The sequence below is a fragment of the Streptomyces sp. Rer75 genome, assembly GCF_013414305.1.
Taxonomy (GTDB): Bacteria; Actinomycetota; Actinomycetes; order Streptomycetales; family Streptomycetaceae; genus Streptomyces; species Streptomyces himastatinicus.
On the sequence record NZ_CP058693.1, the window covers coordinates 1,739,761 to 1,763,050 of the forward strand.

Sequence of the window (23,290 nt, forward strand, 5' to 3'; positions counted from 1 at the left end):
ATGGTCATGAACTGCTTGGCGCTGGCAGGATCTCGACGTACCCGTCGGTTCCGTGCACACGGATCCGCTGCCCGTCCCGGATCAGCCGGGTGGCCTGCTCCACGCCCACGACGGCCGGCAAGCCGTACTCCCGGGCGATCACCGCGCCATGGGTCATCAGGCCGCCCACCTCCGTCACCAGGCCCGCGATGCCGACGAACAGGGGCGACCAGCTGGGGTCCGTGAAGGGCGTGACCAGGATGTCGCCCGCTTCGAGATCGGCCTCCGCCATGTCGAGGATGACGCGGGCCCTCCCCTCGATGGTCCCGGCGGAAACAGGTATGCCGATCAGGGCGCCGGCCGGGACGTCGTCGCGCCGGTACGCCCCGGTGACGGCCTCGCCATCCGAGGTGAGCACCCGGGGCGGTGTGAGCGCGTGGTACGACCGGAACGCGTCCTTGCGCCGCTGGATGAGCTGGTCGTCCACCTGCTTCGAGCGCACGACGTCGTGGAGTTCCTGGAACGTGAGGTAGAAGATGTCCTCCCTCTCAGGAAGCACGCCTGCCTGCACGAGGCGCCCGGCCTCCTCCAGCAGGGCCTGCTTGTAGACGAAGTAGCGGCTGACGATGCCGTACTTCGGGTACTCCCGGTACCCGATGAAGGTTCGGACGCGGTCGATCATCCGCTTGGCCTCGTCGGCCTTCTGGTCCCCGTCCGGCAGGGCCCGCAAGCGTGACAGCACGTCCTGTTCCTTCTTCTGCGCCTTCTGCCGCCCTTCTTCGAAGCGCCGTTCGGCGGCGCCCGGCTCGAAGTTCCTGACGTTGTCGAGGATCGCGGGCACGAGCGTGGTGGGGCGTTCGCGCCAACGTGGCCTCGTGATGTCGATCTCGCCGACGCAGCGCATGCCGTACCGGTCGAGGTAGGTCTCGATGGCGTCGCGCGCTTCGGTCCCGCCCGCGAGCTTCGCCAGCTCGTGCAGGAAGCCCTCGTCCTCGACGTCCTGGAGGAACGCCACCACCTCCGGATGCGGGCGGATCACGTCCGCGACATCGAGCAGCGCCAGTCCCATCTCCGACGTGACGTTGTCGGGGGCGGACAGCGTGAGCGTGTCAGCCGCGTTCTTCTCGCCCAACCACTCCTGAAGCTTGTCGTTGAGCCACCACGTGGCCTCCATCCCCGCCATGATCGCCTGAAAGTTCAGCGGATCACTGAGGACGCGTTTGTGCTCCTCGAAGGCCTCCAGCAGGAAGTCGAACAGCGCCGGTCCGGTCTTCGTCCGGATGTCGCGCTCCAGGGCGGCGATGGACGCCTGGCTGCGCTCGATCAGCTCGGTGACGATGGCCGGATCGGTCTCGATCGGGTCGGGCGCACCGCCGGGCGGCGGCCCGCCGGGGCTCGCGTCCGGGAGCGACGGGACGAAATCGTCGCGGTCGAGGACGGTCTCCAGCGCGTCCCTGACCAGCGGATCGCCTCTCTCCATGAGGTCCAGGAGGTTGGCGCGGCTCGCGGGCGAGGCCAGGCGCCGGGTGACGTCGACGAACAGCCTCCCGCCGGCCGTGTGCATCGGCGCCATGGCCGTCAGCTGCCACATGGAGAGCCCCAGGGGCTTCATGGGGTCGGTCATCATCTGCTGATGTCCGACGGAGACGTAGACGTGGTTCTCCTGGTCGTCGGTCTCGGGGATGGGGAACAGCGTCGTGATCGGCCTGCTCTGAACGATCTGGAAGTCATCGTCGACCAGGCACCATTCGATGTCCTGCGGGCGGCCGAAGTGCGCTTCGATCCGCCGCCCGAGCTGTACGAGCCGCACGACCTGCGCATCCGTCAGTGCCGGCTGCTCCTGCCGCTGCGACTCGATCGCCACTTCCTGCGTACCGCCGGTCGGCAGGGCGTGAACGGCACGCTGTTTGGCGGCGATCGCCTTGGCGACGACTTCGCCGTGTCGCACCGTGAAGACGTCCGGGTTCACCAGGCCGGAGACCAGGGCCTCGCCGAGGCCGAAACCGGCGTCCACGGTGGCGACCTTCCGGTTGCCCGTGACGGGGTCGGCGGTGAACAGGATGCCGGCCGCATGCGGGAAGACCATCTGCTGCACGACCACGGCCATGTGGACCGTACGGTGGTCGATGCCGTTCCGCTGGCGGTACGTCACGGCCCGCTCGGTGAACAGCGAGGCCCAGCACCGGCTGACGTGCTGGAGGATCGCCGCCGGCCCCACGATGTTCAAATACGTGTCCTGCTGACCGGCGAAGGAGGCCGTCGGCAGGTCCTCTGCCGTCGCGCTGGACCGGACGGCGCAGGCGGCGTGCTCGCCGAGTTGGGCGAGCGCGCGGGTGATCGCCCCCGCGAGATCGCCCGGGACGGCGATCCCTTCGATGGTCCGGCGGATCTGCGCGCTGAGCGTGCGGACCGCCTCCCGGTCGTCCGGGTTCAGGCGCGACAGCTGATCGAGCTGATCGTCGATCGACGGCGCTTCCGCCATGATCCGCCGGAAGGCGTCCGTCGTCACGCAGAAGCCGGCCGGGACGCGGATGCCTTCGAGGCGCGACAGCCCGCCCAGGTGCGCGCCCTTGCCGCCGACGACCGCGACCTGCGCCTCGTCAACCTCTTGAAGATCCCTCACGTACTGCACGTCGTGCCCCCCGTATCCGCAGGCTGTGGCTTCGGCCGACGATTCTGCGCCGCGACCGGGGTCTTGCCGCAAGCCCCCCATCGCGCTATAACTTGAGAGTGGCAAGGAGAGCGATCTCCTTGCCTTTGTCGTTTGCCGTCCGCGGTGGGAATGGTCCGCGAGGGCGCCTGGGTCGGCCGGACCCGGGGCGCGGCGCCGCTCAGCTTCTGACGCACGCCTCGATGACCGCCGCCACCTGTTCCGTCGCCGCCGAATTCCGGCCCGCTCGGCGCGCCAGCCCCAGGTCGACGGTTTCGGTCTCGACGAGCGGCAGGTAGGTCACGCCGTCGAGACGGAGGCTCTGTACGGACTCCGGGACCAGGGCGACGCCGTGGCCTGCGGCGACGAACACGACCAGAGTCGCGGTCTCACCGACCTCGACCAGGGCGGAGGGTTCGAAGCCCGCGCGGGCGCAGGCGGCGAGGACCCGGCCGTGCATGGAGGAACGGGCGCGGGACGGATGGACGACGATCGGCTCGTCGGCGAGTGCCGCGAGGGGGATCTCGTGGCGGTCCGCCAGCGGATGTCCGGTGGGCAGGACGGCCACCAGGCGTTCGGACCGGAGGGTGGTGACCTCGACGGCGGCGTCCACCGGGGTGTCGGTGCGCATCAGGGCGAGGTCGTAGGTGCCTTCGAGCAGTCCTCCGACCAGTTCGGGGTTGAGCAGCTCACCGCGCAGTTCCAAGGACACGCCCGGCAGCTGTGCCCGTACCGTACGGGCGATCCGCGGCAGGACGTCGTAGGTGGCGGTTCCGACGAAGCCGATGGACACGCGTCCGGTCCGGCCGGTGGCGAGCAGCGCCATCTGGTCCTTGGCCCGCTCCACCTCATCCACGATCGACCGCGCATGGGTGACCAGGTGGCGGCCTGCCTCGGTGAGCTCCACGCGCCGCGTGGAGCGGGTGAAGAGCGTCGTCCCGAGCTCTCGCTCCAGTTGCTTGAGCTGCTGGGAGAGGGCCGACTGGGCCACGTGCAGGCGCTGGGCGGCGCGGCCGAAGTGGCATTCCTCGACGAGAGCGAGGAAGTAGCGGACATGCCGGAGTTCCATGACCTCAGCTTATCTCTCCAGCTGATTAATCAAGCGGAACTGGATACTGGATTAGATCAATCCGGGAACCTACGTTGAGTCCCATGGTTGCCAGCTTCGTCTACACAGCGGCGAGAACGCCCTTCGGGCGGTTCGGTGGAGCGCTCGCCGAGGTTCGGCCGGACGATCTCGCCGCGGTCGCCCTCTCCGGGGCCCTGGCCAAGGCGCCGTCGCTCGACCCGGCCCTGATCGGCGACGTGGTCTGGGGCAATGCCAACGGCGCGGGCGAGGAGAACCGTAACGTCGGCCGGATGGCGGTCCTGCTGGCGGGGCTGCCGACATCGGTGCCCGCCACGACCGTCAACCGCCTCTGCGGCTCCTCGCTGGACGCGGCGATCATCGGCTCGTGTGCCGTCGAGAGCGGTGACGCCGACATCGTCCTCACCGGCGGAGTGGAGTCGATGACGCGTGCGCCGTGGGTGCTGCCGAAGCCGTCACGCGCCTTCCCCGCCGGTCATGTGACCGCCGTGTCGACGACCCTGGGATGGCGGCTGGTCAACGAGCGCATGCCGGAGGAGTGGACCGTCTCCCTGGGCGAGGCGAACGAGCAGCTGGCCGAGCGGTTCGCCATCGGCCGGGAACGGCAGGACGAGTTCGCCGCCCGCTCGCACCACCTCGCGGACGACGCCTGGAACTCGGGTTTCTACGACGACCTGGTGGTGCCCGTCGTGCTGGACGGCGAGGTCCGTCTCAACCGCGACGAGGGCATCCGGCCCGGATCGACGCCGCAGAAGCTGGCCGGTCTCAAGCCGGCGTTCCGCCCCGACGGCGTCATCACGGCCGGAAACGCCTCGCCCCTCAACGACGGTGCGTCCGCCGTGCTGATCGGCTCGGAGGAGGCGGCGTCGCACATCGGCCTCGCGCCGCTGGCCCGGATAGCGGGCCGCGGGGTATCCGCGCTGGAGCCGCAGATGTTCGGGTTCGCGCCGGTCGAGGCGGCCGAACGGGCCCTGAAGCGGGCAGGGATCTCCTGGTCGGACGTGTCCGCGGTCGAACTCAACGAAGCCTTCGCCGTTCAGTCGCTGGCCTGCGTGGACGCCTGGAAGATCGATCCGTCCATCGTGAACACCAAGGGCGGTGCGATCGCCATCGGCCATCCCCTCGGCGCCTCCGGCGGACGGATCCTGGGCACGCTCGCCGCGCGGCTGCGCGAGTCGGGGAAGCGGTGGGGCGTCGCCGCGATCTGTATCGGTGTCGGACAGGCCCTGGCGGTCGTCCTGGAGAACGTTGCGGAGCAGACACGATGACCGTTCAGGTGTGTACGGACGCCGATGAGGCCGTGGCCGGGATCAGCGACGGCTCGACGGTGCTGGTCGGAGGGTTCGGCATGGCGGGCATGCCGGTCGAGCTGATCGACGCGCTCATCCGGCAGGGCGCGAGCGATCTGACCGTGGTGTCGAACAACGCGGGCAACGGCGACACGGGCCTGGCCGCCCTGCTGGCCAAGGGACGGGTGCGCAGGATCGTGTGCTCCTTCCCCCGCCAGTCCGACTCCTGGGTCTTCGACCGGCTCTACCACGAGGGACGGATCGAGCTCGAAGTGGTGCCACAGGGCACCCTGGCCGAACGGATGCGCGCGGCCGGCGCCGGCATCGGCGCGTTCTTCTGCCCCACGGGCGTCGGTACGCCCCTCGCCGAGGGCAAGGAGACCCGCGAGATGGACGGCCGCACCTACGTGCTCGAGTACCCCATCAAGGGCGACGTCGCCCTCATCGGCGCCCACACGGCCGACCGGATGGGCAACCTCCTCTACCGCAAGACCGCCCGCAACTTCGGACCGGTCATGGCCACCGCCGCGACCACGGTCGTGGCACAGGTCCGCGACATCGTCGAGACCGGTGCCATCGACCCGGAGACCGTCGTGACCCCGAGCATTTACGTCGACCGCATCGTGCGGACGGAGGTGGCCGCATGAACCCGACCGACTCACTCGTGGAAAACCCCGACCGGGGGCCGCTGGGCAAGGACGAGATGGCCGCCATCGTGGCGCGCGACATCCCGCACGGCTCCTACGTCAACCTGGGCATAGGCCAGCCGACGCGGGTCGCCGACCACCTCCCCGCCGGATCGGGGGTGGTGCTGCACACCGAGAACGGCCTGCTCAACATGGGCCCCGCGGCCAAGCCCGGTGAAGTGGACCCCGACCTCACCAACGCGGGGAAGATCCCGGTCACCGAGCTGCCGGGAGCGGCCTACTTCCATCACGCCGACTCCTTCGCGATGATGCGCGGCGGCCACCTCGACGTGTGCGTACTCGGCGCGTTCCAGGTCTCGGCCGTCGGCGACCTGGCCAACTGGCACACCGGCGCGCCCGACGCGATCCCCGCCGTCGGGGGTGCGATGGATCTCGCGATCGGCGCCAAGAAGGTGTTCGTCATGATGACGCTCTTCGCGAAGGACGGCTCGCCCAAACTGGTGCGGGAGTGCGGTTACCCGCTGACCGGGCTGGGATGTGTCGACCGTGTCTACACCGACCTCGCGACCTTCCGGGTCGGGCCCGAAGGCGCCACCGTGCTCGAAACGTTCGGCATCACCTACGACGACCTCGCGGCACGCCTCGACGTACCTCTCGCACCGGCGAACGGGGCCGGGAGTGTGCCGCACGGCACCTCATGAAGGCGGCCTTGAGCCCGATCACGAGGAGGCCCCGGACGCCCTGTCGATTGCTGTCAGCACCTCCGCGCGCCGGGGCTGCCCGGACGCCCTGCTCACGACCTGACCAGCCGGGTCGAGCACCAGCACGGTCGGCGTCCGGAGGATGCCCAGCCGCCTGACCAGCTCCAGCCGCTCCTCCGCGTCGATCTCCACATGTGCCGTGCCCGGCACCGTCCCGGCGATGTCCCCGAGCAACCGCCGCGTCGGCCGACAGGGTGCGCAGACGGCGGTGGAGAACTGGACCAGTGTCGCCCGGTCCCCCAGCTCGGCCCCGAGTTCCGCCGCCGACAGGCGCACCGCGCCGTCCCGCGGCCGCGCCCGGAACCTCCCGCCGCGCGCGGCACGCACCACGCCGAAGGCGCTCGCCAGAAGGAGCACCGCGGCACACACCACCAACCCGATCATGCGACCAGTCTGCACCCGCCCGGCCCCTTCCACGCCACCTGGCCATCGCCGCTCGGTACGCCGCGCCACTACCATGACGGTCATGGACTCCCCCTGCCTGCTGTGGCTGACCACCCGCCGTGTGGTCGACCTCTGCCGGGCCACGACCACCGGCTGTCGCTGACACCCGCACCGGCCCGATCACAGCCCTCCCCTCTCCGGAGTTCCCCTCATGCACATCGACCCGCGCGGCCCCCGGTTCGCCGCCGCGCTCACCACCCTCGTCCTGTGCGCAGTACTGATCACCGGCAGCGGAGCCCTGCTCGCCGCGCAAACCGCGGTCTTCGCGCTCGGTGCGTTCGCCGGTGTGCGGTACTCCCCGTACGGCTGGCTGTACCGCGTCGCCCTCCGGCCCAGGCTCGCCGCGCCGGGTGAGCTGGAGGACGCCCGGCCGCCCCGCTTCGCCCAGGGCGTCGGCGCCGTCTTCGGCGTCGTCGGCACCGTCGGCTACCTCGGAGGCGCCCACTGGCTGGGCATGGCCGCGACCGGGCTCGCCCTGGCGGCGGCCTTTCTCAACGCGGTCTTCGGCTACTGCCTCGGATGCGAGATGTACGTACTCATCCGCCGCGTCCGAAGCGCCTGAGCACACGCGTCAACTCGTCGCTCACACCGCGGTGTCCGCCTCGCGGTCCGCCTCGCGGGAGGTGAGCAGGGCACGTACCGCCTCGATGGTGGCCCGGGTCATGGCGGGGTCGCAGCCGCTGCGGGCCCGGGCGCTGAGGCGGACCGGGGGGACGGCCGGGAGGTCGTGGCGTGGCGCGAGGCCGTCGGGGTACGGGCTGCCGGGGATGGCGAGCAGGGCGGCGCCGAGTCCGGCGCGGGCCGCGTCCAGGACTCCGGCGAGGTATCCGGCCTCGGCGACCACGGTGGCGGGGGTGTGCCGGGAGGCGAGCGCGGCCAGGGCGCGGCGGCGGATCACGCACGGGTCGCTGATGGCGACCAGGGGCAAGGGGGCGGGGGCGGCGGGTGGTTCCCAGCCGGGGGCGGCGTACCAGCGCAGGGGCAGTTCGCCCACCGGGGTGCCCGGGGCCTGTGCCGCCTCGGTGACGTAGACGGCGAGGTCGAGTTCGCCGCGTGCGACGGCGTCCGTCAGCTGCGCCGAGCGGTCGATGCGCACGCGGATCTCGGCGCCGGGCCGGGTGTCGCGTACGGCTGCGGTGAGTACGGGAAGGATCTGGTCGGCGCCGTGCTCGGTGGCGCCGATGACGACGGGTGCCTCGTCGGGCCGGTCCTCGCCCATGAGCCGGCGGAGGGCGGCGTCGTGTGCGCCGATGATCTGCTGGGCTTCTTCCAGCAGTCGGGCGCCGTGGGCGGTGAACCGGGTCTTCCTGCCGTCGCGTTCGACGACGGGGCGGCCGAGGGACTTCTCCAGCCGTCGAATGTGCTGGCTGACGGTGGATTGGCTGAGGGCGAGCGCGTCGGCGGCGCGGTGGAAGCCTCCGAAGTCGGCGACGGCGATGAGGCTGCGCAATGCCACGATGTCCAGTACCGGCCGCATGTGCGCAGGCTAGCACCGATCGATCGCTTATCACGATCGATTTTGATGGCGAATCATCGTTGGACGGTCGACTCCGGGCTCGTGCATCCTGAGGTCATGCCCCGCACACCGCTCGTGGCGGCCCGCCGGCCGCACACGCACCGCACCGGATCCGGGCCTTCGGCCGCCGGACCGGCGGTGTGCCGCGCCAGGTGCGCCTGGCTGACCCGGCGGCGCGTGGTCGACTTCGGCCGCACCGGCGCCATGCGCTGTCGCTGACCAACAGCTCTCCCCGGCCCTCGCCGCCGGTTCCCGCCGCCGGTCTTCGTGCCCGTCAGCCGTCGCCTGTTCGTCTCCTCGCTTCCGCGTCGGCAACGGCTTCCTGCCTTCGTCTCACCCTGTCCCGTCCGCGCATCCGCGCCGCGCGGCTGCTCCGCCCCGCTCGTGCGGGCGGGCGTCGCCGTCGATGAATCGAGTTCTCATGTCCTCTGCTCAGCCTGTCCACTCCTGGGACGAACCAGCGGGAATCGCCCCGCGTGGCACGCTCGTGCTCCTCCCCGGGCGGGGTGAACACGGCGGTGTGTACGAGCGGTTCGGCCGCCGGATCTCCGCCGACGGCTATCGCGTCCGTGCCCTGGGGGATGCCTCGTCCGCCCCGGAGGCCATCACCGAGGCGGCCGCCAAGCTGTTGCGCGACGAGACGCACCCGGGCCCCCGCGTACTGGTCGGCTCCGACACCGGGGCGTCCCACGCGGCGCGGCTCGCCGCCCTCGGCACCCCCGGGCCGGACGCACTGATCCTCGCCGGACTGCCGACCGGGCCGCACCCCACCGAAACGGCCACTGCGGACTGGGAAGACGAGCTGGAGCGGCGCACCGCCTGCCCCACGCACCGGGGCAGGCTGACCGCCGACGAGGCGTTCCGGCGCGGCGCGCTCACGGCCCCCACGGCGCCGGAGTCGCCGGTGCTGGACGGCATTTCCGTTCCGGTGCTCGGGCTGCACGGCGCCGAGGACGCCGTCAGCCCCCTCGATGCGGTCCGCCGCGTGTTCCGCGGCCTGCCCGGCGCGGAGCTGGTGAGCCTGGTCGGCACGCGGCACGACGTCCTCAACGACGTGACCCACCGCACCGCCGCCGCCACGGTGGTCCTCTTCCTGGAGCGGCTGCGGCTGGATTCCGGTCCTGCACCCATCGCCGTCACGGAGGACCTCGGATGACCGCGCCCGTCCTCACCACTCCGGCCGAGCTGTACTCCCGGCTGCTCCACGGCGATCAGGCGCCCGTCGTCCTGGACGTACGGTGGCGGCTCGGCGATCCGCACGGCCATGAGCACTACCTCGCCGGACACCTCCCCGGCGCGGTCTACGTCGACCTGGACACCGAACTCGCCGCTCCTCCCGCCCCGGAGAGCGGCCGCCATCCGCTGCCGGACCCCGCCGCGTTGCAGCGGGCCGCGCGCCGCTGGGGGCTTGCCCCCGGTCGGCCGGTGGTGGTGTACGACGACAACGGCAACACCGCCGCCGCCCGCGCCTGGTGGCTGCTGCGGTGGGCCGGGGTCGAACGGGTGTCGCTGCTGGACGGGGCGCTGGCCGCGTGGCGCGCGGCCGGACTGCCGGTCGAAACGGGCGAGCCCGCCCCACCGGCCGAGGGGGACATCGTCGTCGCCGCGGGGCACCTGCCGGTGCTGGACGCCGACGCGGCGGCCGAAGTGGCCCGTACGGGCGTCCTGCTGGACGCGCGGGCGGCCGAGCGGTACCGGGGCGAAACCGAACCGGTCGATCCGCGCGCCGGGCACATTCCCGGCGCCCGGTCCGCCCCGACGGGCGACAACCTGGCGCCGGACGGCACGTTCCACAGCGTGGAGGAGCTGGCGCGGCGCTTCACCGCGCTGGGCGCCGACGGCACGTCAGACGTCGGTGTCTACTGCGGCTCCGGCGTCACCGCCGCCCACACGGTCGCGGCCCTGGCCCGCGTCGGCATCACGGCCGCGCTCTACCCCGGCTCCTGGTCCGCCTGGTCCGCCGACACCGCGCGCCCCGCGGCCGTGGGTGCGGCGGCGGGCTGATCCGCCGCCCGCACACCTCCTGTGAACCCTTCCCGACCGAGAGGCCGCACCATGCCCTCCCCGCACTCCTCCGTGTCCGGGGCCGCACCGCCCCCGCGCACCTCCGCACCACCACCCCCCGGTGCGGCGAAGGACCCGACGCCGCCCGCCAAGTCCCCCGTGGCGCGGACGCCCGCCGCTACGCCCGCGCCCTGGACGACTCCGGCTTCGACTACACCCTGGTCACCTACCACTCGGCCTCGCCGGACGCGCTCCAGCTGGCCCAGTTCGTCGCCCATCACACCGAGCGCATCAAACCGGTGCTCGCCCACCGCCCCGGGGTGGTGTTCCCCACCCACGCGGCCCGCGCACTGGCCACGCTGGACCAGATCAGCGTCGGCCGGCTGGTGGTGCACATCATCTCCGGCGGCAACGACGAGGAGCAGCACCGCGAGGGCGACTATCTGGGCAAGAGCGAGCGGTACGCCCGCTCGGACGAGTACATCCGGATCCTGCGCAGGGTGTGGGAGGCCGACGGGCCGATCTCCCATGAGGGCCCGTACTACCGCTTCGAGGGCTTCCGCTCCGATGTCGCCCCGTACCACGGCACCATCCCCATCTCGGTGGGCGGCTCGTCGAGGGATGCGTACCGGGTGGGCGGGCAGCAGGGCGACATCTTCGGGCTGTGGGGCGAACCGTTGAAGGAGACCGCCGAGCAGATCGCCTCGGTGAACGCCTACACGGACGCCGCGGGCCGTCCCCGGCCGCGCATCTGGGTGTCCTTCCGGCCGATCATCGCCCCCACCGACGAGCTGGCCTGGGAGAAGGCCCACCGCACCCTGGGCGCGGTCAAGGCCCACCACGCCGAGCGGGCCAAGCAGCGGCACTACCCGGCGGTCGGCCAGGGCACCCCGTCCAACGTCGGATCGCAGCGGCTCCTGGCCGTCGCCGAACGCGGCGAGGTGCACGACCGCTGCCTGTGGACCGCGCCCGCCGCGGCCACCAACGCCGCCGGTGCGTCCACGGCCCTGGTCGGCTCCCCGGAGACGGTCGCCAAGGCACTGCTCGACTACGTCGACATCGGCTGCGAGCTGCTGTCCATCCGCGGCTACGACCCGCTCAACGACGCCATCGACTACGGACGTCACGTCCTGCCGCTGGTCCGTCAGGAGCTGGCGCACCGCGCCGCCACGTCGGCCGCCTGACCCCCTTCTCCCCGGTGCGCTGAGCGCCTGTGGCGAATCCGAGGCTGTCCCGCGACAACCCCCTGGAGCGCCATTTCCGAGACGTCCAGTGCGCCCCGGTACACGCCCCGCAGGAAGACACGGCGCTGCTCGCCATCGGCGCGGCCGCGCTCGGCACACGAAGTGAGAGGCCGACATGACCGTCCCGCTGTCCGATCCGGATACGGCCGAGCGCACGGGCTCCGCGCCCGCGCACGCCGCCGATACGGATACCGCCGACACAGGTGCCGCCGCGCTGCTGACGGCCCTGCGCCGCGACCTGCCCGACGATGCGCTCGGCACCGGTCCCGAGGCCACCGGCCCGTACGCCACCGACCGCTCCGGCAGCCAGCCGGACGGCGTGCCGCTCGCGGTCGTCCACGCCACGCACACCGAGCACGTGCAGACGGCTCTGCGGCACGCCCACGACCTGCGGATACCGGTCGTGCCGCGCGGGGCGGGAACAGGGCTGTCCGGAGGGGCGAGCGCGGGCGCGGGCAGCGTCGTCCTCGACCTGTCACACATGAACCGCATCCTGGAGCTGAGCCCCGAGGAACAGATCGCCATCGTCGAGCCGGGGGTCATCACCGCCGAACTGGACCGCGCGGCGGGCGAGTTCGGGCTGCGCTACGCCCCCGACCCGGCGAGCGCGGCGATCTCGACCGTCGGCGGGAACATCGCGACCAACGCGGGCGGACTCCGCTGCGCCAAGTACGGGGTCACCAGGGACGCGCTGCTGGGCCTCGACGCGGTGCTCGCGGACGGGACGCTCGTACGGACCGGACGGCGCACGGTCAAGGGCGTCACCGGCTACGACCTGACCGGCCTGCTCACCGGCTCCGAAGGCACCCTCGGGGTGATCACCTCCGCCACCCTGCGGCTGCGCCCGGTCCCGGAGGAGACCGTCACGGTCGCCGCCCACTTCGCCACGTTCGCTGAAGGAGCCGAGGCCGTCTCCGCGCTCACCGCCGCCCGTGTCGAGCCCGCCATGGCCGAGCTGCTCGACGGCCCGGTCCTGGCCGCCGTGGACGACGCCCAGGGCACGGCCCTGCGGTCGCGCGGGGGCGCCCTGCTGCTCCTCCAGTGCGATGGGCGGGGCGCGGCCGCCGAAGCCGACGCGGCCGTACGGTGCTTGCGCGGACACGCGACGTCGGTCGAGGTCACCGGGGACCCGGCCGAGGCGGATCGGCTGCTCGCCGCGCGGCGACTCGCCCTGCCCTCGCTGGAGCGGCTGGGCCGGGTCCTGATCGAAGACATCGCCGTACCCCGGAGCCGACTGGCCGCCGCCGTACGCGAGATCGACGCCGCGGCCGACCGCCACGGGGTGCGGATCTTCACCTTCGCCCATGCCGCCGACGGCAACCTCCACCCCATTCTCGTCCTCGACCCGGCCCTCCCCGGCATCCCGGACGCCGCCTGGCAGGCCGCGGGCGACATCTTCGGCGCCGCCCTCCGCCTCGGCGGCACGCTCACCGGCGAACACGGCGTGGGCACCCTCAAACGACGATGGCTCGCCGATGAGCTCGGACCGGACCAGCACCGGCTTCAGCGCCGCATCAAGGCGGCCTTCGACCCGCACGGCATCCTCAACCCGGGCAAGGCGCTCTGACGTTCCCCGGAGCCGGGCCCACCGGCTTGGCGCCGCGTCGTCGTACGAACGGCGGGCCGGTAGCTCTGGAAAAGCTCTGAACCGCACCATCAGGCCCACGGTTCTCCGCGGTCACCGCCACAGTAGGGGCATGCGAGCCTTTCGACAGTGGCCGCCGGGTGCGGCGTGGACCGCGGCGGCCGGTGGGTTGGTGGTGGGCGGGGCGCTGACGCTGGTGTTCACCCCCGTGGGCCAGTGGGTGGCGCAGTGGGCCTGGGGCCCGGACTGGCCGCGGATGGACGGTGCCGCCCGGTCGGCGGCCCTCGGACAGTTCCGGCTGGCCGTCGTCCAGACGGCGGCGTTCCTCGGTGCGGGCACGGCGCTCGTCCTCACCGGATTCACCTACCGCCTCTCCCGCCGCGGCCAGGTCACCGACCGTTTCACCAAGGCCCTCGAACGGCTCGGGTCGCCGGATCTGCATGTGCGCCTCGGCGGGATCCTCGTGCTGGAGGAGTTCGTGCGGGACTGGCCCGAGCAGGCCACCCACGCCGCCCATGTCCTGGGCGCCTACGTCCGCGACCGCGCCCCGCGCGCCCGGCGCCCCACGACGCGGGGCGCCCACGACGCGCGGGGCGCCGCCGCGCTGCGCAGCGCCCTCAACGAGAAGGCGCCCCGATCCCTCGCCCGCGCGAGGCTGCACGGGGCGCCCGACGCCGACGTACAGGCCGCCCTGACGGCGCTGACCCGTCCGGCGTCCCGCCGCCGCGCCCTCCCCCACCACACGATCGACCTGAGCGAACTCGACTTGTCGTACGCGGAGTTGGACGGCGCGGACCTCGCGGGCGCGCGGCTCGTCGATACGGACCTCACCGGCGCCCGGCTGGCAGGAGCGAAACTGACCGCCACCTGCCTCCAGGGCGCCGACCTCACCCGCGCCGAGCTGGACGGCGCCGACCTCACCTATGCGCAGCTCGACCGCGCGGACCTCTCGTACGCCACACTCGAGCGGGCCGACCTCACCGGCGCCTGGCTCAACGCCGCGAACCTCACCGGTGCCCGGCTCGACGAGGCCGACCTCACCCGCGCCCAGATGGACCGCACCGACCTCACCGGGGCACAGCTCGACGCCGCGAACCTCACCGACGCCCAGATCCAGCGTGCGAACCTCAGCGAAGCCCGCCTCGTGGAAGCGGACCTGACCCGCGCCTGCCTCGACGCGGATCTGACCGGCGCCACCCTGTACGGCGCCGTCCTCACCGATACCTGGCTCGACGGCGCGGACCTGCGGGAGGCCGGACTCATCACGGCGGAGCAGGTGGCGGCGGCCTGCCCCACCGCGGCCACGCGGCTGCCGTCCGAAATCGCCGACGATCCCCGGGTCACCGGCCGCATCGCCACCGTCGCGACGCGGGGAACCCGATGGAACGTCACCACCGTCTCCGTCACCTTCACCCGCGGGGCGGCCCGCGGCAAACGCGGCGCGGAAGGCGACGAGGTACTGGCCTTCCGGCGCAACGCCATCGAGACGGGCCCCGCGGCGCACGGCTCCGGGAACGGGGAGGTCCACGCGGTCAAGGCGACGAAACGCACGAAGGCCCAGCGCCGGCTTCGCCCGCGGATCATCGACAACAGCAGCAGTCCGTGAGCCTGCGGTCAGGACGACGGCGCACCGGCCCATCGGTGCAGGGCAGCTTCGAGGCCGGTGACGGCGGCAGGGTCGGCGGCGCTCGGCCTCGTAGGTGTCGAGCAGCCCGTCGGGCGCCCACCCGGCGACCACGGCACCGAGCTTCCAGCCGAGGTTCATCGCGTCGCCGACTCCGAGGTTGAGCCCCTGACCGCCGAACGGCGAGTGCACGTGCGCGGCGTCTCCGGCCAGCAGCACCCGCCCCGACCGCGGCCTGGCGGGCGTTGTCGGTCCAGCGGGTCGCGGCGCCGCGCAGCGCGGTCAGCGTGACGTCGGTGCCGAAGGGGTCCCCCCCCGCGCGAGCGAGGCCGAGCGTGGGGGAGGTCGGCGGGAGCACCGTCGAACTCCACGGTGACCACCCGCCCGGGCGGGGTCGGTGCCGGGGAAGTCGATGCCCGCGAGGCGGCGTACGGTGCTGCGTCCGCCGTCGCACCCGCCCAGCCACCCGGTGCGCCCCGGGGCGTCGGCACGTTGATCGCCCCCGCCTTCATCGCCCCGTCCGGCTCGGCCCGTCGCTCCAGCACCTGCACCGTCGCCCCGGCGAGCGCCAGCTCCGCGGCGAGCACGAGGCCCACCGGCCCGGCTCCGACCACGGTCACGTCGACGTCTTGGCGCTGCTACCCCGGGAGCCCGGCACCACGGGCCCGTCAGGAGCGCGTCAATCCCCCGGGGCACGGCGTCAGGATGGCGCCAAGGCCCATGGTCCGGATGCCGCCGCCGTGGGACGTTGAGGTCTCGCGGCGGAGAGAGCCGCGGAACGGCCGCTCAGCGGTGTGTTGGGGGTAGCAGCGCGTGACGGGCACCGTCGCCGCTGGCACCGCGGTCCGACGCGCTCACGGTGCCCGGCACCGTCACCTGAGTGCGCGTCGGCCCCCGTGGGGCACCGCTTCCGCCCCTCCCGCTCTCTCCGCCGCGCACCGTACGAGCCGCCTCGCCCCTCCGCCGGTCACGGCCTCCTCCACCCGCTGAAACCGCGCGCACGCGCTTGGCACATTATTTCTTTCGGCGCGATCGGAACCGTCTGCGAACGTGGAGCGTCAGTGATGACCACAAGGTGATCGTCGATGATGCGATCGGCAGCGGATTTGCAAAACGCCGAACGATAGAGCGAATACACACCCGCACCGCTCCGATAACATGATCGAACTCACGACGAGCACCCTCATCGCCCGCCAAACCATGCCACTGGCGCGAAGAGGAAACCAACATCGAACAAATCGGCCGAATAATTGATACCTAAAGCATCGCGGGTGTTTTCGCGAATAAACAGCAAAAACGCGTTCGCCGCGTGGCGTCGGCCACGGGCGATCCTGTGGGCCACGGCGGGTGTGGCGACCCTCGGATTCCTCATCGGGCTGGAGATCACCGCACGTCGCTACGGTCTGCCGGGGCCGCTCACCAGCCAGGTGCAAGAGGTGATAATCGCCCCCAAATCGGGATTCCTGCTGTACGCCGGTATGGCGTTGATGATGGTGGTGCTCACCTGGCGGGAACGGTTCATCGCGACCGGTGCCGCGATCGGCATCGACATCGTCTTCTTCCTGGTGCGGTGGGCGGTCGGCGCGAAGGTGACCGAGGGCCACCCCTTCGGCAACGGCGCGCTGTGGGTGATGCTGGGCTATGCGGTCATCGCCCTCACGCGCCGCACCGGCCGGGAGCGTGCCTTGCTGCTGAAGGGCGTCGGGCTGGGCCTGCTGCTGGTGGCCGGGCGCAAGACCGGCGACACCTGGCTGCTCATCACGGCGAAGACCCGCCCGGCGGTGCTCGACCAGTACCTGGCGGTCGCCGACCACGCACTGGGCAACCCCTCGTGGCTGGCGGGCCGGATCCTCAAGGCCACCGGTCCGATCGGGACCCATCTTCTCGACTACGTCTACATTCAGCTCCCGGTGGCCGCGGTCATCGTCACGATGTACCAGATGCGCAACGTGGCGACCGAGCGCCGCTTCCCGAGCCACCACCTGGTGCGCACCTTTCTGGCCATAGGCCTCCTCGGGCCGGCCATCTACATGATCTTCCCGGTGGTCGGACCGATCTTCGCCTACGGCGGCGGCGCCTTCGGCACCGGCGGCGAGCACTGGGCGATAGCCACCCTGTGGCCGAACACTCCGGTGCCGATCAACTCCCCGCACCCGGTGCTGTACGACGACCTCACCCCCCGCAACTGCATGCCCAGCCTGCACACGGCGTGGGCCACCGCGATCTTCATACATTCCCGCAAGGGCCCACGGATTCTGCGATTCGCGGGCACCTTCTGGCTCGTTGCCACGCTCGGCGCCACCCTGGGATTCGGCTACCACTACGGCGTTGACCTCATTGCCGGTGTGGTGTTCGCGCTCACGATCGAGGCGGCGCTGCGTTCGTCCGCACGCGGCTGGGACCGGTCGGGAATCCAGCTGGTCGCCTACGGCACAACGGTCTTCGCCGCGCTCCTGGTGTCGTATCGCTATCTGCCGATGGAGATGGCCAGGCATCCGTGGGTGTTCGGGCCACTGCTCATTCTGGCGATGGCCGCGGTGATCCAGGGATACGTACGGACCACCCAGCTGTGGGAGCCGAAGGTGCCACCGGTGCCGCAGCCGGAACCGCAGCCCGAACTAGCGTGAGTCCTGCGGGTACCAGCGCAGTTCCACGGTGTTGCCGTCCGGGTCCCGCACATAGAGGGAGACCGCGGTGCCCCGGGCTCCGAAGCGCTCGCCGGGGCCGTCCAGCACCGTGAAGACGCCGGAATCGATGACCTGCTGCCAGTCGAGCGGCTCGACGACCAGACAGATGTGGTCGACGTTGGATCCCTCCGGCCGCCCGTCGGGCGTCGCGTCGGGCGCCTCGACGAGGTCGATGATGGTAGTGGGGCTCACCCTCACGGACGGGAAGGAGACCTCGCCCGCGCGCCACTCCTCCGCCCGCACCGGTTCCAGCCCCAGCGGGCCGGTGTAGAAGGCGAGCGAACGCTCGACGTCGGCGACGTTCAGGACGAGGTGGTCGAAGGCGATCACGCGCATGGGTGTCTCCGCGGGGTCGGGGCGCCGGGGCGCCGGTGGGTTGCGTACGACGGGGCGCTTCGGCTGCCGTGCCCCGCCGTCGACTTCAGCATCGCCGAGCGAAGATCCATCGGTCCAACACATGTTTGTCATCCGATCCATCGTGTTTCACGATGGATCGATGGACCTCCAGCAGATGCGCTACGTCCTCGCGGTGGCGGAGACCGCGAGCTTCACCCGCGCCGCCGAGCGGTGCCACATCGTCCAGTCCGCGCTCAGCCACCAAGTGGCCCGGCTGGAAAAGGAACTGGGCGCCCGGCTGTTCGAGCGGACCAGCCGCCGGGTGCGGCTGACGACCGCCGGAGAGGCGTTCCTGCCAGCCGCCCGCCAGGCCCTGGAGGCGGCCGAGCGGGCCCGGGCGGAGGTGGCGGCGGCCACCGGCGAGATACGGGGCAAGCTGGCCGTCGGATCGATCTCCACCGTGTCCGCCGTCGACCTCCCGGCGGCGCTGCGGGACTACCGTCTGCGCTACCCCCGGGTGCGGATCAGCCTGCGGGTCGACTCCAGCGAGCGGCTCGTCGAGCAGGTGCGCGACGGCAGGCTGGACGCGGCGTTCCTCGGCGTACAGCCCGGATTCCGGCCGCAGGGCGTCCGCGACCGGGAACTCGCCCAGGGGCGGCACGTCGCCGTGGTCGCCCCGGGCCACCCGCTGGCGGTGGAAGACGAGGTGGACCTCCACCGCCTCGCCGAGGAAGTGTTCGTGGACTTCGCCGACGGCAGCGCCGCCCGCGCCCAGTCGGACGAGGCGTTCGCGGCGGCCGGTCTGCGGCGCGAGGTCGCCTTCGAGGTGTCCGGCGTCGAACTCATGGCCCGGATGGTCCGCCATGGCCTGGGCATCGCCCTGTTGCCCGCGGCGTTCGCCGCCGACCTGCCCGGCCTGCGGAGCGTGCCGGTCATCAACGGGCCGGTACGGGTGGAGCGCCTCGCCTGGAGCCGGTTCGCCCCCTCCCCCGCCGCCTCCGCCTTCCTCGCCCTGCTGGGCGTCAGTGAGCGGGATGGGGGCTGAAGCCCCCACCCCGGCTCCTCCGGGCTGAGCCCCGACCCCGGCTCCTCCGGGCTGAGCCCCGACCCCGGCTCCTCCGGGCTGAGCCCCCACCCCGGCTCCTCCGAGCGGTCAGCCGACGGCGGCGCCGAACCACTGGGGCAGGCGGCCGAGCAGATCCTGCTGGTCCTCGCCGACCCACGCCACATGGCCGTCCGGCCGCACCAGCACCGCGGGCGCGTCCAGTTCCTCGCTGACGTCGACGACGTGGTCGACCCGGTCCGCCCAGCCCGCCGCCGAGAGCCGGCCGGTCTGGTCGAGCAGCAGCCCGCGGCCGCCGTGCATCAGGTCGTAGAGACGCCCCCGCTTCAGCGCCACGTTCCGCAGCCTCCGGCCGAGCAGTTCGTGGCCCTCGCCGATGTCGTAGCGGACGTCGACCGCGGTGATGATCCCGGTCACGTACCGGTTCACCTCCTCGAAGTCCATCAGCTTCGAGAACAGCTCGCGCAGCGCGGTCGCGCCCGGATCGGTCCCCAGCAGCGCCATCTGCGCGCGGGTGTTGTCCAGCACGGCGGCGCCCACCGGGTGCCGTTCGGCGTGGTAGGTGTCCAGCAGCCCGTCCGGCGCCCAGCCGTCCACCGCGGCGGCCAGCTTCCAGCCGAGGTTGAACGCGTCCTGGACACCGATGTTGAGCCCCTGCCCGCCGGTCGGCGGGTGGATGTGCGCCGCGTCGCCCGCCAGCAGCACCCGGCCGACCCGGTAGCGCTCGGCCTGCCGGGTGGCGTCGCCGAACCGGGACAGCCAGCGCGGCGCGTGCACGCCGAAGTCGGTGCCCGCGGTGGCCCGCAGCTGCTGACGGAACTCCTCCAGGGTCGGGGCGGACGTACGGTCCTCCGCCACGCCGTCGGCGGGCACGCCGATGCGGTACACCCCCTCGTTCCCGTCCACGTCGGGGATGGCGCCGAACCGCAGCTGGGTCTTGCGGACTTCCTCGACGACGGCGGCGATCACCGCCGGGTCCTCGGTCGCCTCCATGTCCCCCAGCAGCGTCTCGACCGTGGCGGGCTCGCCGGGAAAGCCGACGCCGAGACGCTTGCGCACCAGGCTGCGGCCGCCGTCGCAGCCGACGAGGTAGCGCGAGCGCAGGTGCGTACCGTCCGCCAGCTCGACGGTCACCCCGTCCTCGTCCTGGCTCAGCCCGACCACTTCGCAGCCGCGCCGGATCTCGGCCCCGGCTTCGAGGACACGCTCGTTGAGCAGCCGCTCGGTGAGCTGCTGCGAGATGGCCAGGCCGTACGGATGCGCCGTGTCCAGCCGGTCCGGCCACGGCTTGATGATGCCGCCGAAGAGGCCACCGACCTGGAACGTCGAGCTGACCGCGAGGAACCGGTCCAGCAGGCCGCGCTGGTCCATCATCTCGACGCTGCGCGCATGCAGACCGCGCCCGCGGGACTGCCGGGTCGGCTCGGTCAGCCTCTCCAGCACGACCACGTGCACGCCGTGCAGCCGCAACTCGGCGGCCAGCATCAACCCGGTCGGTCCGCCGCCGACCACGATCACGTCAATCATGAAAGCCCCACCCACATACGCACTTCGCGAATCACCGAATTCCCCAGGTTCCGGCCCTGGGCGGGTCATTCTGCGGCAGGACCGGGGCCTTGCCGCAAGGCCCCTGGTGCGCTATATGTTGAGAGTGGCAAGGAGTGGGTGACCTCCTTGCCTTTCGTTTTGCCGTCGCATTTGCCGTCTCAGCGGCTGCCCGTGCGCACCGCGCCCGCGCTCGCCGTGACCACCATGGCGATCGCGGCGCACTGCGGCAGCGACAGGCCCTGGTCCAGCACCAGATAGCCCGCCGCCGCGGCGACGGCAGGGGCGAGGCTCGTGAGGACCGCGAAGGTCGCCGCGGGCAGCCGTCGCAGGGCGAGCAGTTCCAGGGCGTAGGGCACGCCCGAGCTCATCACCGCGATCGCCAGGCCCAGGCCGAGCGCCGTCGGCTCCAGCAGTGCCCCGCCCGATGCCCCGACGCCCAGCGGCAGGCTGATCAGCGCGGCGACGGACATCGCGATCGTCAGGCCGTCCAGGCGCGGGAAGCGGGCGCCGGCGCGGGCGTTGAGGACGATGTACGCCGCCCACATGACCCCGGCGCCGAGCGCGAAGGCCACGCCCGCGGCGTCGAGCTGCCCGAAGCCGCCGTGACCCAGCAGGTACACCCCGGCCAGGGCGAGACCGGCCCACAGCAGGCTGGTGGCGCGGCGCGAGGCGGCGACCGACAGCAGCAGCGGGCCGAGCACCTCGATGGTGACCGCCGCCCCCAGCGGGACGCGGTCGACCGCCTGGTAGAAGAGGATGTTCATGCCGCCCAGGGCCAGGCCGAACCCGCAGGCCACCGCCCAGTCGGTGCGCGCGTATCCGCGCAGCCGGGGCCGGGTGACGACCAGCAGCAGCAACGCGGCGATCGTGATCCGCAGCGCGACCGTGCCGAGCGCCCCGGCCCGGGGGAACAGCAGCGCGGCGCACGCCGACCCGAACTGGACGGACACGGTGCCGATGAGGACCAGGCCGACGCCGCCGAGCGTGCCACGGCCGGGGGTGTGGCGAAGGAGGACGGGGGCGGTCGTCGTCGCGGAAGAGCTGTGCGCCGGGGATGTCATGCCCCACACGCTAGGAACCCGGCCCACGCCCTGTGAAATGCGCGATTTCCTGCGGTTATGCTTCTCGGGCATGACCATCGAGCTGCGGCATCTGCGCGCCTTCCTCGCCATCGCCGAGGAGGGCAACGTCACCCGTGCCGCCGCCCGTCTCCATCTGAGCCAGCCCGCGCTCTCGCGCACGCTGCGCCAGGTCGAGGAGCACCTCGGCACCCGCCTCGTCGACCGCTCGACCCATCACCTCCAGCTGACCACGGAGGGCCGTATGTTCCGCGACAAGGCCCTCGCCGCCCTGGCCGCCGTAGAGACCGCACTCGACCCCCGGGGCCTCCGACGCTGGCCGCTACGGCTGGGCCACCCGTGGGCGGCGCTCGGCGACCACACCATCCCGTTGCTGCGCCGCTGGGACGAGACCCACCCCGGCACCCCGCTGGAGCTGCTCCGCATCGACGACCGCACGGCGGGCCTCACCCAGGGGAAGGTCGACGCGGCCCTGCTGCGCGGCGAGGTCACCGCGGACGGGCTCCGCACGGAGTTGCTGATGTCCGAGGAGCGGGTGGTGGTCATGCCCGCGGACAGCCCGCTGGCGACCCTCCCCCGGGTCACCCTGGCGGACCTCGCCGCCCATCCGATCGCCCTCAACACCGTCTCCGGCACCACGACGATGGACCTGTGGCCGCCGACGGCCCGACCCGTCGCGGCCATCGAGGTGACCAACACCGACGAGTGGCTCGTCGCCATCGCGGCGGGCCGCGCCGTGGGGATCTCCACCTCGGCCACCCCGAGCCATCACACCCACCCCTCGCTGGTCTTCCGCCCGCTCGCGGACGCCCCGGACATTCCCGTCGTCCTGGCCTGGCGCGAGGGGCTGGGGCACCCGGCCATCCCGAACCTGGTGGCGCTCGCCCACCAGGTCATCGCGGCCGACGGGGCGGGGCGCGCCACCGGGTGATCGACGCGCCACCCCGGCTTTTCAGACGCGGCGGACGCGGACGGTCAGCCCCTCCGGGCTGCTCACCCTCGCGTCGCGGCGACCGGTCTCGTCCCACCAGGTGACGGCGCCCGGGCCGTGGTCGCGGGCGCGCGCGAGGACGCCGTCCAGATCCTCGACGGCGACGACGAGTTCCCACTGCGGGGCAGCAGTGAGGGGTCCGGGTGCGGTGACGAAGTCGGCGCGGGCAAGACGGGCGCCCGTCGTCTCGCGGTAGAAGCGCCGGGCCCGGTCCGGCTCCTCGCACGCCAGGACCATGCGGTGGGGGGCGCCCGCGGTGCGGGGCGGGAACCCCCATCCGGTGAACCGATACGGCTGCCACAGGGAGAAGGCGGCGCCCACCGGATCGATCAAGGTCGCCATGCGGCCCTGATCGCCCGCGTCGAAGGGAGGGACGACGAGGCGGGCACCGTGCGCCGTCGCCGCTTCGGTGCGGAGGTCGACGTCGTCGACCGCGAGGTAGGAGGCGATGTGCGCGGGGGTTTCCGGTGGGTAGACCGGTTGCGCGAGGTCGCTCACGCCGCCGATCCGGTGGCCGTCGACGGCTATCACGGTGGCTTGGCGCCAGTCCTCCTCGTCCACCGCGAAGTGCCAGCCCAGCGTCTTCGAGAAGAAGGCGGTGGTGCCGGGCAGATCACGGGTCTTGAGGTCCATCCAGCAGAAGGCGTTCACGGATTCCTGACAGGGCGTCACCAGAGCTTCGCCGTCATCAGATTGATGCTTCGTCATGGCAACATCCTGCCAGCGTGGATCTTCGCTCCCCGCGGAGCGCAACCC

Annotated in this window: 21 protein-coding genes and 3 pseudogenes; 13 read left to right on the forward strand and 11 right to left on the reverse strand. The window is 72.2% G+C overall.

Translation table 11 applies throughout. The annotated features are described in order from the left end of the window. Nucleotides 1-4: 4 nt before the first annotated feature. Together rph and HYQ63_RS06775 are read right to left on the reverse strand one after the other, a co-directional pair. On the reverse strand, nt 5-2,611 hold the full coding sequence (gene rph / locus HYQ63_RS06770; protein ID WP_179933010.1) for a rifamycin-inactivating phosphotransferase: 2,607 nt from the start codon (nt 2,609-2,611) through the stop codon (nt 5-7). Between the two features lie 199 nt (nt 2,612-2,810). Next, complete coding sequence (locus HYQ63_RS06775) at nt 2,811-3,698, reverse strand: LysR family transcriptional regulator (protein ID WP_179933011.1); 888 nt, start codon at nt 3,696-3,698, stop codon at nt 2,811-2,813. 83 nt (nt 3,699-3,781) lie between these two features. Here HYQ63_RS06775 and HYQ63_RS06780 point away from each other — a divergent pair, with 83 nt between their 5' ends. Genes HYQ63_RS06780 through HYQ63_RS06790 form a run of 3 tightly spaced genes read left to right on the forward strand, consistent with a single transcriptional unit; the run spans nt 3,782 to nt 6,353 of the window. Next, nucleotides 3,782-4,984 (forward strand): thiolase family protein, encoded by a 1,203-nt coding sequence (locus HYQ63_RS06780; protein ID WP_179933012.1) that lies wholly within the window; start codon nt 3,782-3,784, stop codon nt 4,982-4,984. After that, complete coding sequence (locus HYQ63_RS06785; protein WP_179933013.1) at nt 4,981-5,652, forward strand: 3-oxoacid CoA-transferase subunit A; 672 nt, start codon at nt 4,981-4,983, stop codon at nt 5,650-5,652. The genes HYQ63_RS06780 and HYQ63_RS06785 overlap by 4 nt, the downstream gene beginning before the upstream one ends. Continuing rightward, nucleotides 5,649-6,353 (forward strand): 3-oxoacid CoA-transferase subunit B, encoded by a 705-nt coding sequence (locus tag HYQ63_RS06790; RefSeq protein WP_179933014.1) that lies wholly within the window; start codon nt 5,649-5,651, stop codon nt 6,351-6,353. The genes HYQ63_RS06785 and HYQ63_RS06790 overlap by 4 nt, the downstream gene beginning before the upstream one ends. Before the next feature lie 18 nt (nt 6,354-6,371). Here the strand turns inward: HYQ63_RS06790 and HYQ63_RS06795 are convergent, their stop codons facing one another. After that, the gene (locus tag HYQ63_RS06795; protein ID WP_179933015.1) at nt 6,372-6,797 is read right to left on the reverse strand and encodes a thioredoxin family protein; all 426 of its coding nucleotides are present in this window, start codon (nt 6,795-6,797) and stop codon (nt 6,372-6,374) included. A 211-nt stretch (nt 6,798-7,008) separates the two neighbouring features. On the opposite strand from HYQ63_RS06795, the gene HYQ63_RS06800 reads away from it, so the two are divergent. After that, nucleotides 7,009-7,419, forward strand: a complete 411-nt coding sequence (locus tag HYQ63_RS06800; RefSeq protein WP_179933016.1) for a DUF4395 domain-containing protein — start codon at nt 7,009-7,011, stop codon at nt 7,417-7,419. Nucleotides 7,420-7,440: 21 nt separating this feature from the next. On the opposite strand, the gene HYQ63_RS06805 is transcribed toward HYQ63_RS06800, so the two are convergent. Continuing rightward, nucleotides 7,441-8,334, reverse strand: coding sequence for a LysR family transcriptional regulator (locus HYQ63_RS06805; RefSeq protein WP_179933017.1), 894 nt, complete (start codon nt 8,332-8,334; stop codon nt 7,441-7,443). A 96-nt stretch (nt 8,335-8,430) separates the two neighbouring features. Here HYQ63_RS06805 and HYQ63_RS06810 point away from each other — a divergent pair, with 96 nt between their 5' ends. The 6 genes and pseudogenes from HYQ63_RS06810 (at nt 8,431) to HYQ63_RS06835 (ending at nt 14,812) form a co-directional block, all read left to right on the forward strand. Continuing rightward, entirely contained in the window at nt 8,431-8,592 is a 162-nt protein-coding gene (locus HYQ63_RS06810) for a hypothetical protein (RefSeq protein ID WP_179933018.1), read from the forward strand. A gap of 202 nt (nt 8,593-8,794) precedes the next feature. After that, nucleotides 8,795-9,529, forward strand: a complete 735-nt coding sequence (locus HYQ63_RS06815; protein ID WP_179933019.1) for an alpha/beta hydrolase — start codon at nt 8,795-8,797, stop codon at nt 9,527-9,529. Further along, nucleotides 9,526-10,377 (forward strand): sulfurtransferase, encoded by an 852-nt coding sequence (locus HYQ63_RS06820; RefSeq protein ID WP_179933020.1) that lies wholly within the window; start codon nt 9,526-9,528, stop codon nt 10,375-10,377. The genes HYQ63_RS06815 and HYQ63_RS06820 overlap by 4 nt, the downstream gene beginning before the upstream one ends. A 131-nt stretch (nt 10,378-10,508) precedes the next feature. Further along, a pseudogene (locus tag HYQ63_RS06825) lies at nt 10,509-11,561 on the forward strand (LLM class flavin-dependent oxidoreductase); the annotation flags it as partial. A gap of 175 nt (nt 11,562-11,736) precedes the next feature. After that, complete coding sequence (locus tag HYQ63_RS06830; RefSeq protein WP_179933021.1) at nt 11,737-13,188, forward strand: FAD-binding oxidoreductase; 1,452 nt, start codon at nt 11,737-11,739, stop codon at nt 13,186-13,188. 130 nt (nt 13,189-13,318) lie between these two features. Continuing rightward, on the forward strand, nt 13,319-14,812 hold the full coding sequence (locus tag HYQ63_RS06835) for a pentapeptide repeat-containing protein (protein ID WP_179933022.1): 1,494 nt from the start codon (nt 13,319-13,321) through the stop codon (nt 14,810-14,812). A gap of 132 nt (nt 14,813-14,944) precedes the next feature. Here the strand turns inward: HYQ63_RS06835 and HYQ63_RS45900 are convergent. The 3 genes and pseudogenes from HYQ63_RS45900 to HYQ63_RS06845 form a co-directional block, all read right to left on the reverse strand. Beyond that, nucleotides 14,945-15,049: pseudogene (locus HYQ63_RS45900) on the reverse strand (FAD-dependent monooxygenase); the annotation flags it as partial. A 47-nt stretch (nt 15,050-15,096) separates the two neighbouring features. Continuing rightward, nucleotides 15,097-15,450 (reverse strand): annotated as a pseudogene (locus HYQ63_RS45905) (FAD-dependent monooxygenase); the annotation flags it as partial. Between the two features lie 563 nt (nt 15,451-16,013). Next, nucleotides 16,014-16,172 carry a hypothetical protein gene (locus tag HYQ63_RS06845; protein WP_179931894.1) on the reverse strand — a complete coding sequence of 53 codons (159 nt, stop codon included), beginning with the start codon at nt 16,170-16,172 and terminating at the stop codon, nt 16,014-16,016. Here HYQ63_RS06845 and HYQ63_RS06850 point away from each other — a divergent pair. Further along, the gene (locus HYQ63_RS06850; RefSeq protein ID WP_179933023.1) at nt 16,102-17,457 is read left to right on the forward strand and encodes a phosphatase PAP2 family protein; all 1,356 of its coding nucleotides are present in this window, start codon (nt 16,102-16,104) and stop codon (nt 17,455-17,457) included. The two genes, HYQ63_RS06845 and HYQ63_RS06850, sit on opposite strands and share 71 nt — an antisense overlap. Here HYQ63_RS06850 and HYQ63_RS06855 read toward each other — a convergent pair. Further along, nucleotides 17,449-17,853, reverse strand: coding sequence for a VOC family protein (locus HYQ63_RS06855; RefSeq protein ID WP_179933024.1), 405 nt, complete (start codon nt 17,851-17,853; stop codon nt 17,449-17,451). The two genes, HYQ63_RS06850 and HYQ63_RS06855, sit on opposite strands and share 9 nt — an antisense overlap. A gap of 160 nt (nt 17,854-18,013) precedes the next feature. Between HYQ63_RS06855 and HYQ63_RS06860 the strand changes: the two genes are divergently transcribed. Beyond that, a complete protein-coding gene (locus tag HYQ63_RS06860; protein ID WP_179933025.1) occupies nt 18,014-18,898 on the forward strand; it encodes a LysR family transcriptional regulator in 885 nt (294 codons plus the stop codon). 108 nt (nt 18,899-19,006) lie between these two features. Here the strand turns inward: HYQ63_RS06860 and rox are convergent, their stop codons facing one another. Then, complete coding sequence (gene rox / locus HYQ63_RS06865) at nt 19,007-20,443, reverse strand: rifampin monooxygenase (RefSeq protein WP_179933026.1); 1,437 nt, start codon at nt 20,441-20,443, stop codon at nt 19,007-19,009. 179 nt (nt 20,444-20,622) lie between these two features. Continuing rightward, nucleotides 20,623-21,525 carry a DMT family transporter gene (locus HYQ63_RS06870; RefSeq protein ID WP_179933027.1) on the reverse strand — a complete coding sequence of 301 codons (903 nt, stop codon included), beginning with the start codon at nt 21,523-21,525 and terminating at the stop codon, nt 20,623-20,625. Between the two features lie 70 nt (nt 21,526-21,595). Between HYQ63_RS06870 and HYQ63_RS06875 the strand changes: the two genes are divergently transcribed. After that, nucleotides 21,596-22,474, forward strand: a complete 879-nt coding sequence (locus tag HYQ63_RS06875) for a LysR family transcriptional regulator (RefSeq protein WP_179933028.1) — start codon at nt 21,596-21,598, stop codon at nt 22,472-22,474. Nucleotides 22,475-22,495: 21 nt separating this feature from the next. Here HYQ63_RS06875 and HYQ63_RS06880 read toward each other — a convergent pair whose 3' ends face one another. Beyond that, a complete protein-coding gene (locus tag HYQ63_RS06880; RefSeq protein ID WP_179933029.1) occupies nt 22,496-23,242 on the reverse strand; it encodes a VOC family protein in 747 nt (248 codons plus the stop codon). Between the last annotated feature and the right edge of the window lie 48 nt (nt 23,243-23,290).

Coding starts and splice junctions, on each gene's coding strand:
- HYQ63_RS06775 (WP_179933011.1), bottom strand. CDS start 3,698: ATGGAACTCCGGCATGTCCGCTACTTCCTCGCTCTCGTCGAGGAATGC.
- HYQ63_RS06780 (WP_179933012.1), top strand. CDS start 3,782: ATGGTTGCCAGCTTCGTCTACACAGCGGCGAGAACGCCCTTCGGGCGG.
- HYQ63_RS06785 (WP_179933013.1), top strand. CDS start 4,981: ATGACCGTTCAGGTGTGTACGGACGCCGATGAGGCCGTGGCCGGGATC.
- HYQ63_RS06790 (WP_179933014.1), top strand. CDS start 5,649: ATGAACCCGACCGACTCACTCGTGGAAAACCCCGACCGGGGGCCGCTG.
- HYQ63_RS06795 (WP_179933015.1), bottom strand. CDS start 6,797: ATGATCGGGTTGGTGGTGTGTGCCGCGGTGCTCCTTCTGGCGAGCGCC.
- HYQ63_RS06800 (WP_179933016.1), top strand. CDS start 7,009: ATGCACATCGACCCGCGCGGCCCCCGGTTCGCCGCCGCGCTCACCACC.
- HYQ63_RS06805 (WP_179933017.1), bottom strand. CDS start 8,334: ATGCGGCCGGTACTGGACATCGTGGCATTGCGCAGCCTCATCGCCGTC.
- HYQ63_RS06810 (WP_179933018.1), top strand. CDS start 8,431: ATGCCCCGCACACCGCTCGTGGCGGCCCGCCGGCCGCACACGCACCGC.
- HYQ63_RS06815 (WP_179933019.1), top strand. CDS start 8,795: ATGTCCTCTGCTCAGCCTGTCCACTCCTGGGACGAACCAGCGGGAATC.
- HYQ63_RS06820 (WP_179933020.1), top strand. CDS start 9,526: ATGACCGCGCCCGTCCTCACCACTCCGGCCGAGCTGTACTCCCGGCTG.
- HYQ63_RS06830 (WP_179933021.1), top strand. CDS start 11,737: ATGACCGTCCCGCTGTCCGATCCGGATACGGCCGAGCGCACGGGCTCC.
- HYQ63_RS06835 (WP_179933022.1), top strand. CDS start 13,319: ATGCGAGCCTTTCGACAGTGGCCGCCGGGTGCGGCGTGGACCGCGGCG.
- HYQ63_RS06855 (WP_179933024.1), bottom strand. CDS start 17,853: ATGCGCGTGATCGCCTTCGACCACCTCGTCCTGAACGTCGCCGACGTC.
- HYQ63_RS06860 (WP_179933025.1), top strand. CDS start 18,014: ATGGACCTCCAGCAGATGCGCTACGTCCTCGCGGTGGCGGAGACCGCG.
- rox (WP_179933026.1), bottom strand. CDS start 20,443: ATGATTGACGTGATCGTGGTCGGCGGCGGACCGACCGGGTTGATGCTG.
- HYQ63_RS06870 (WP_179933027.1), bottom strand. CDS start 21,525: ATGACATCCCCGGCGCACAGCTCTTCCGCGACGACGACCGCCCCCGTC.
- HYQ63_RS06875 (WP_179933028.1), top strand. CDS start 21,596: ATGACCATCGAGCTGCGGCATCTGCGCGCCTTCCTCGCCATCGCCGAG.
- HYQ63_RS06880 (WP_179933029.1), bottom strand. CDS start 23,242: ATGACGAAGCATCAATCTGATGACGGCGAAGCTCTGGTGACGCCCTGT.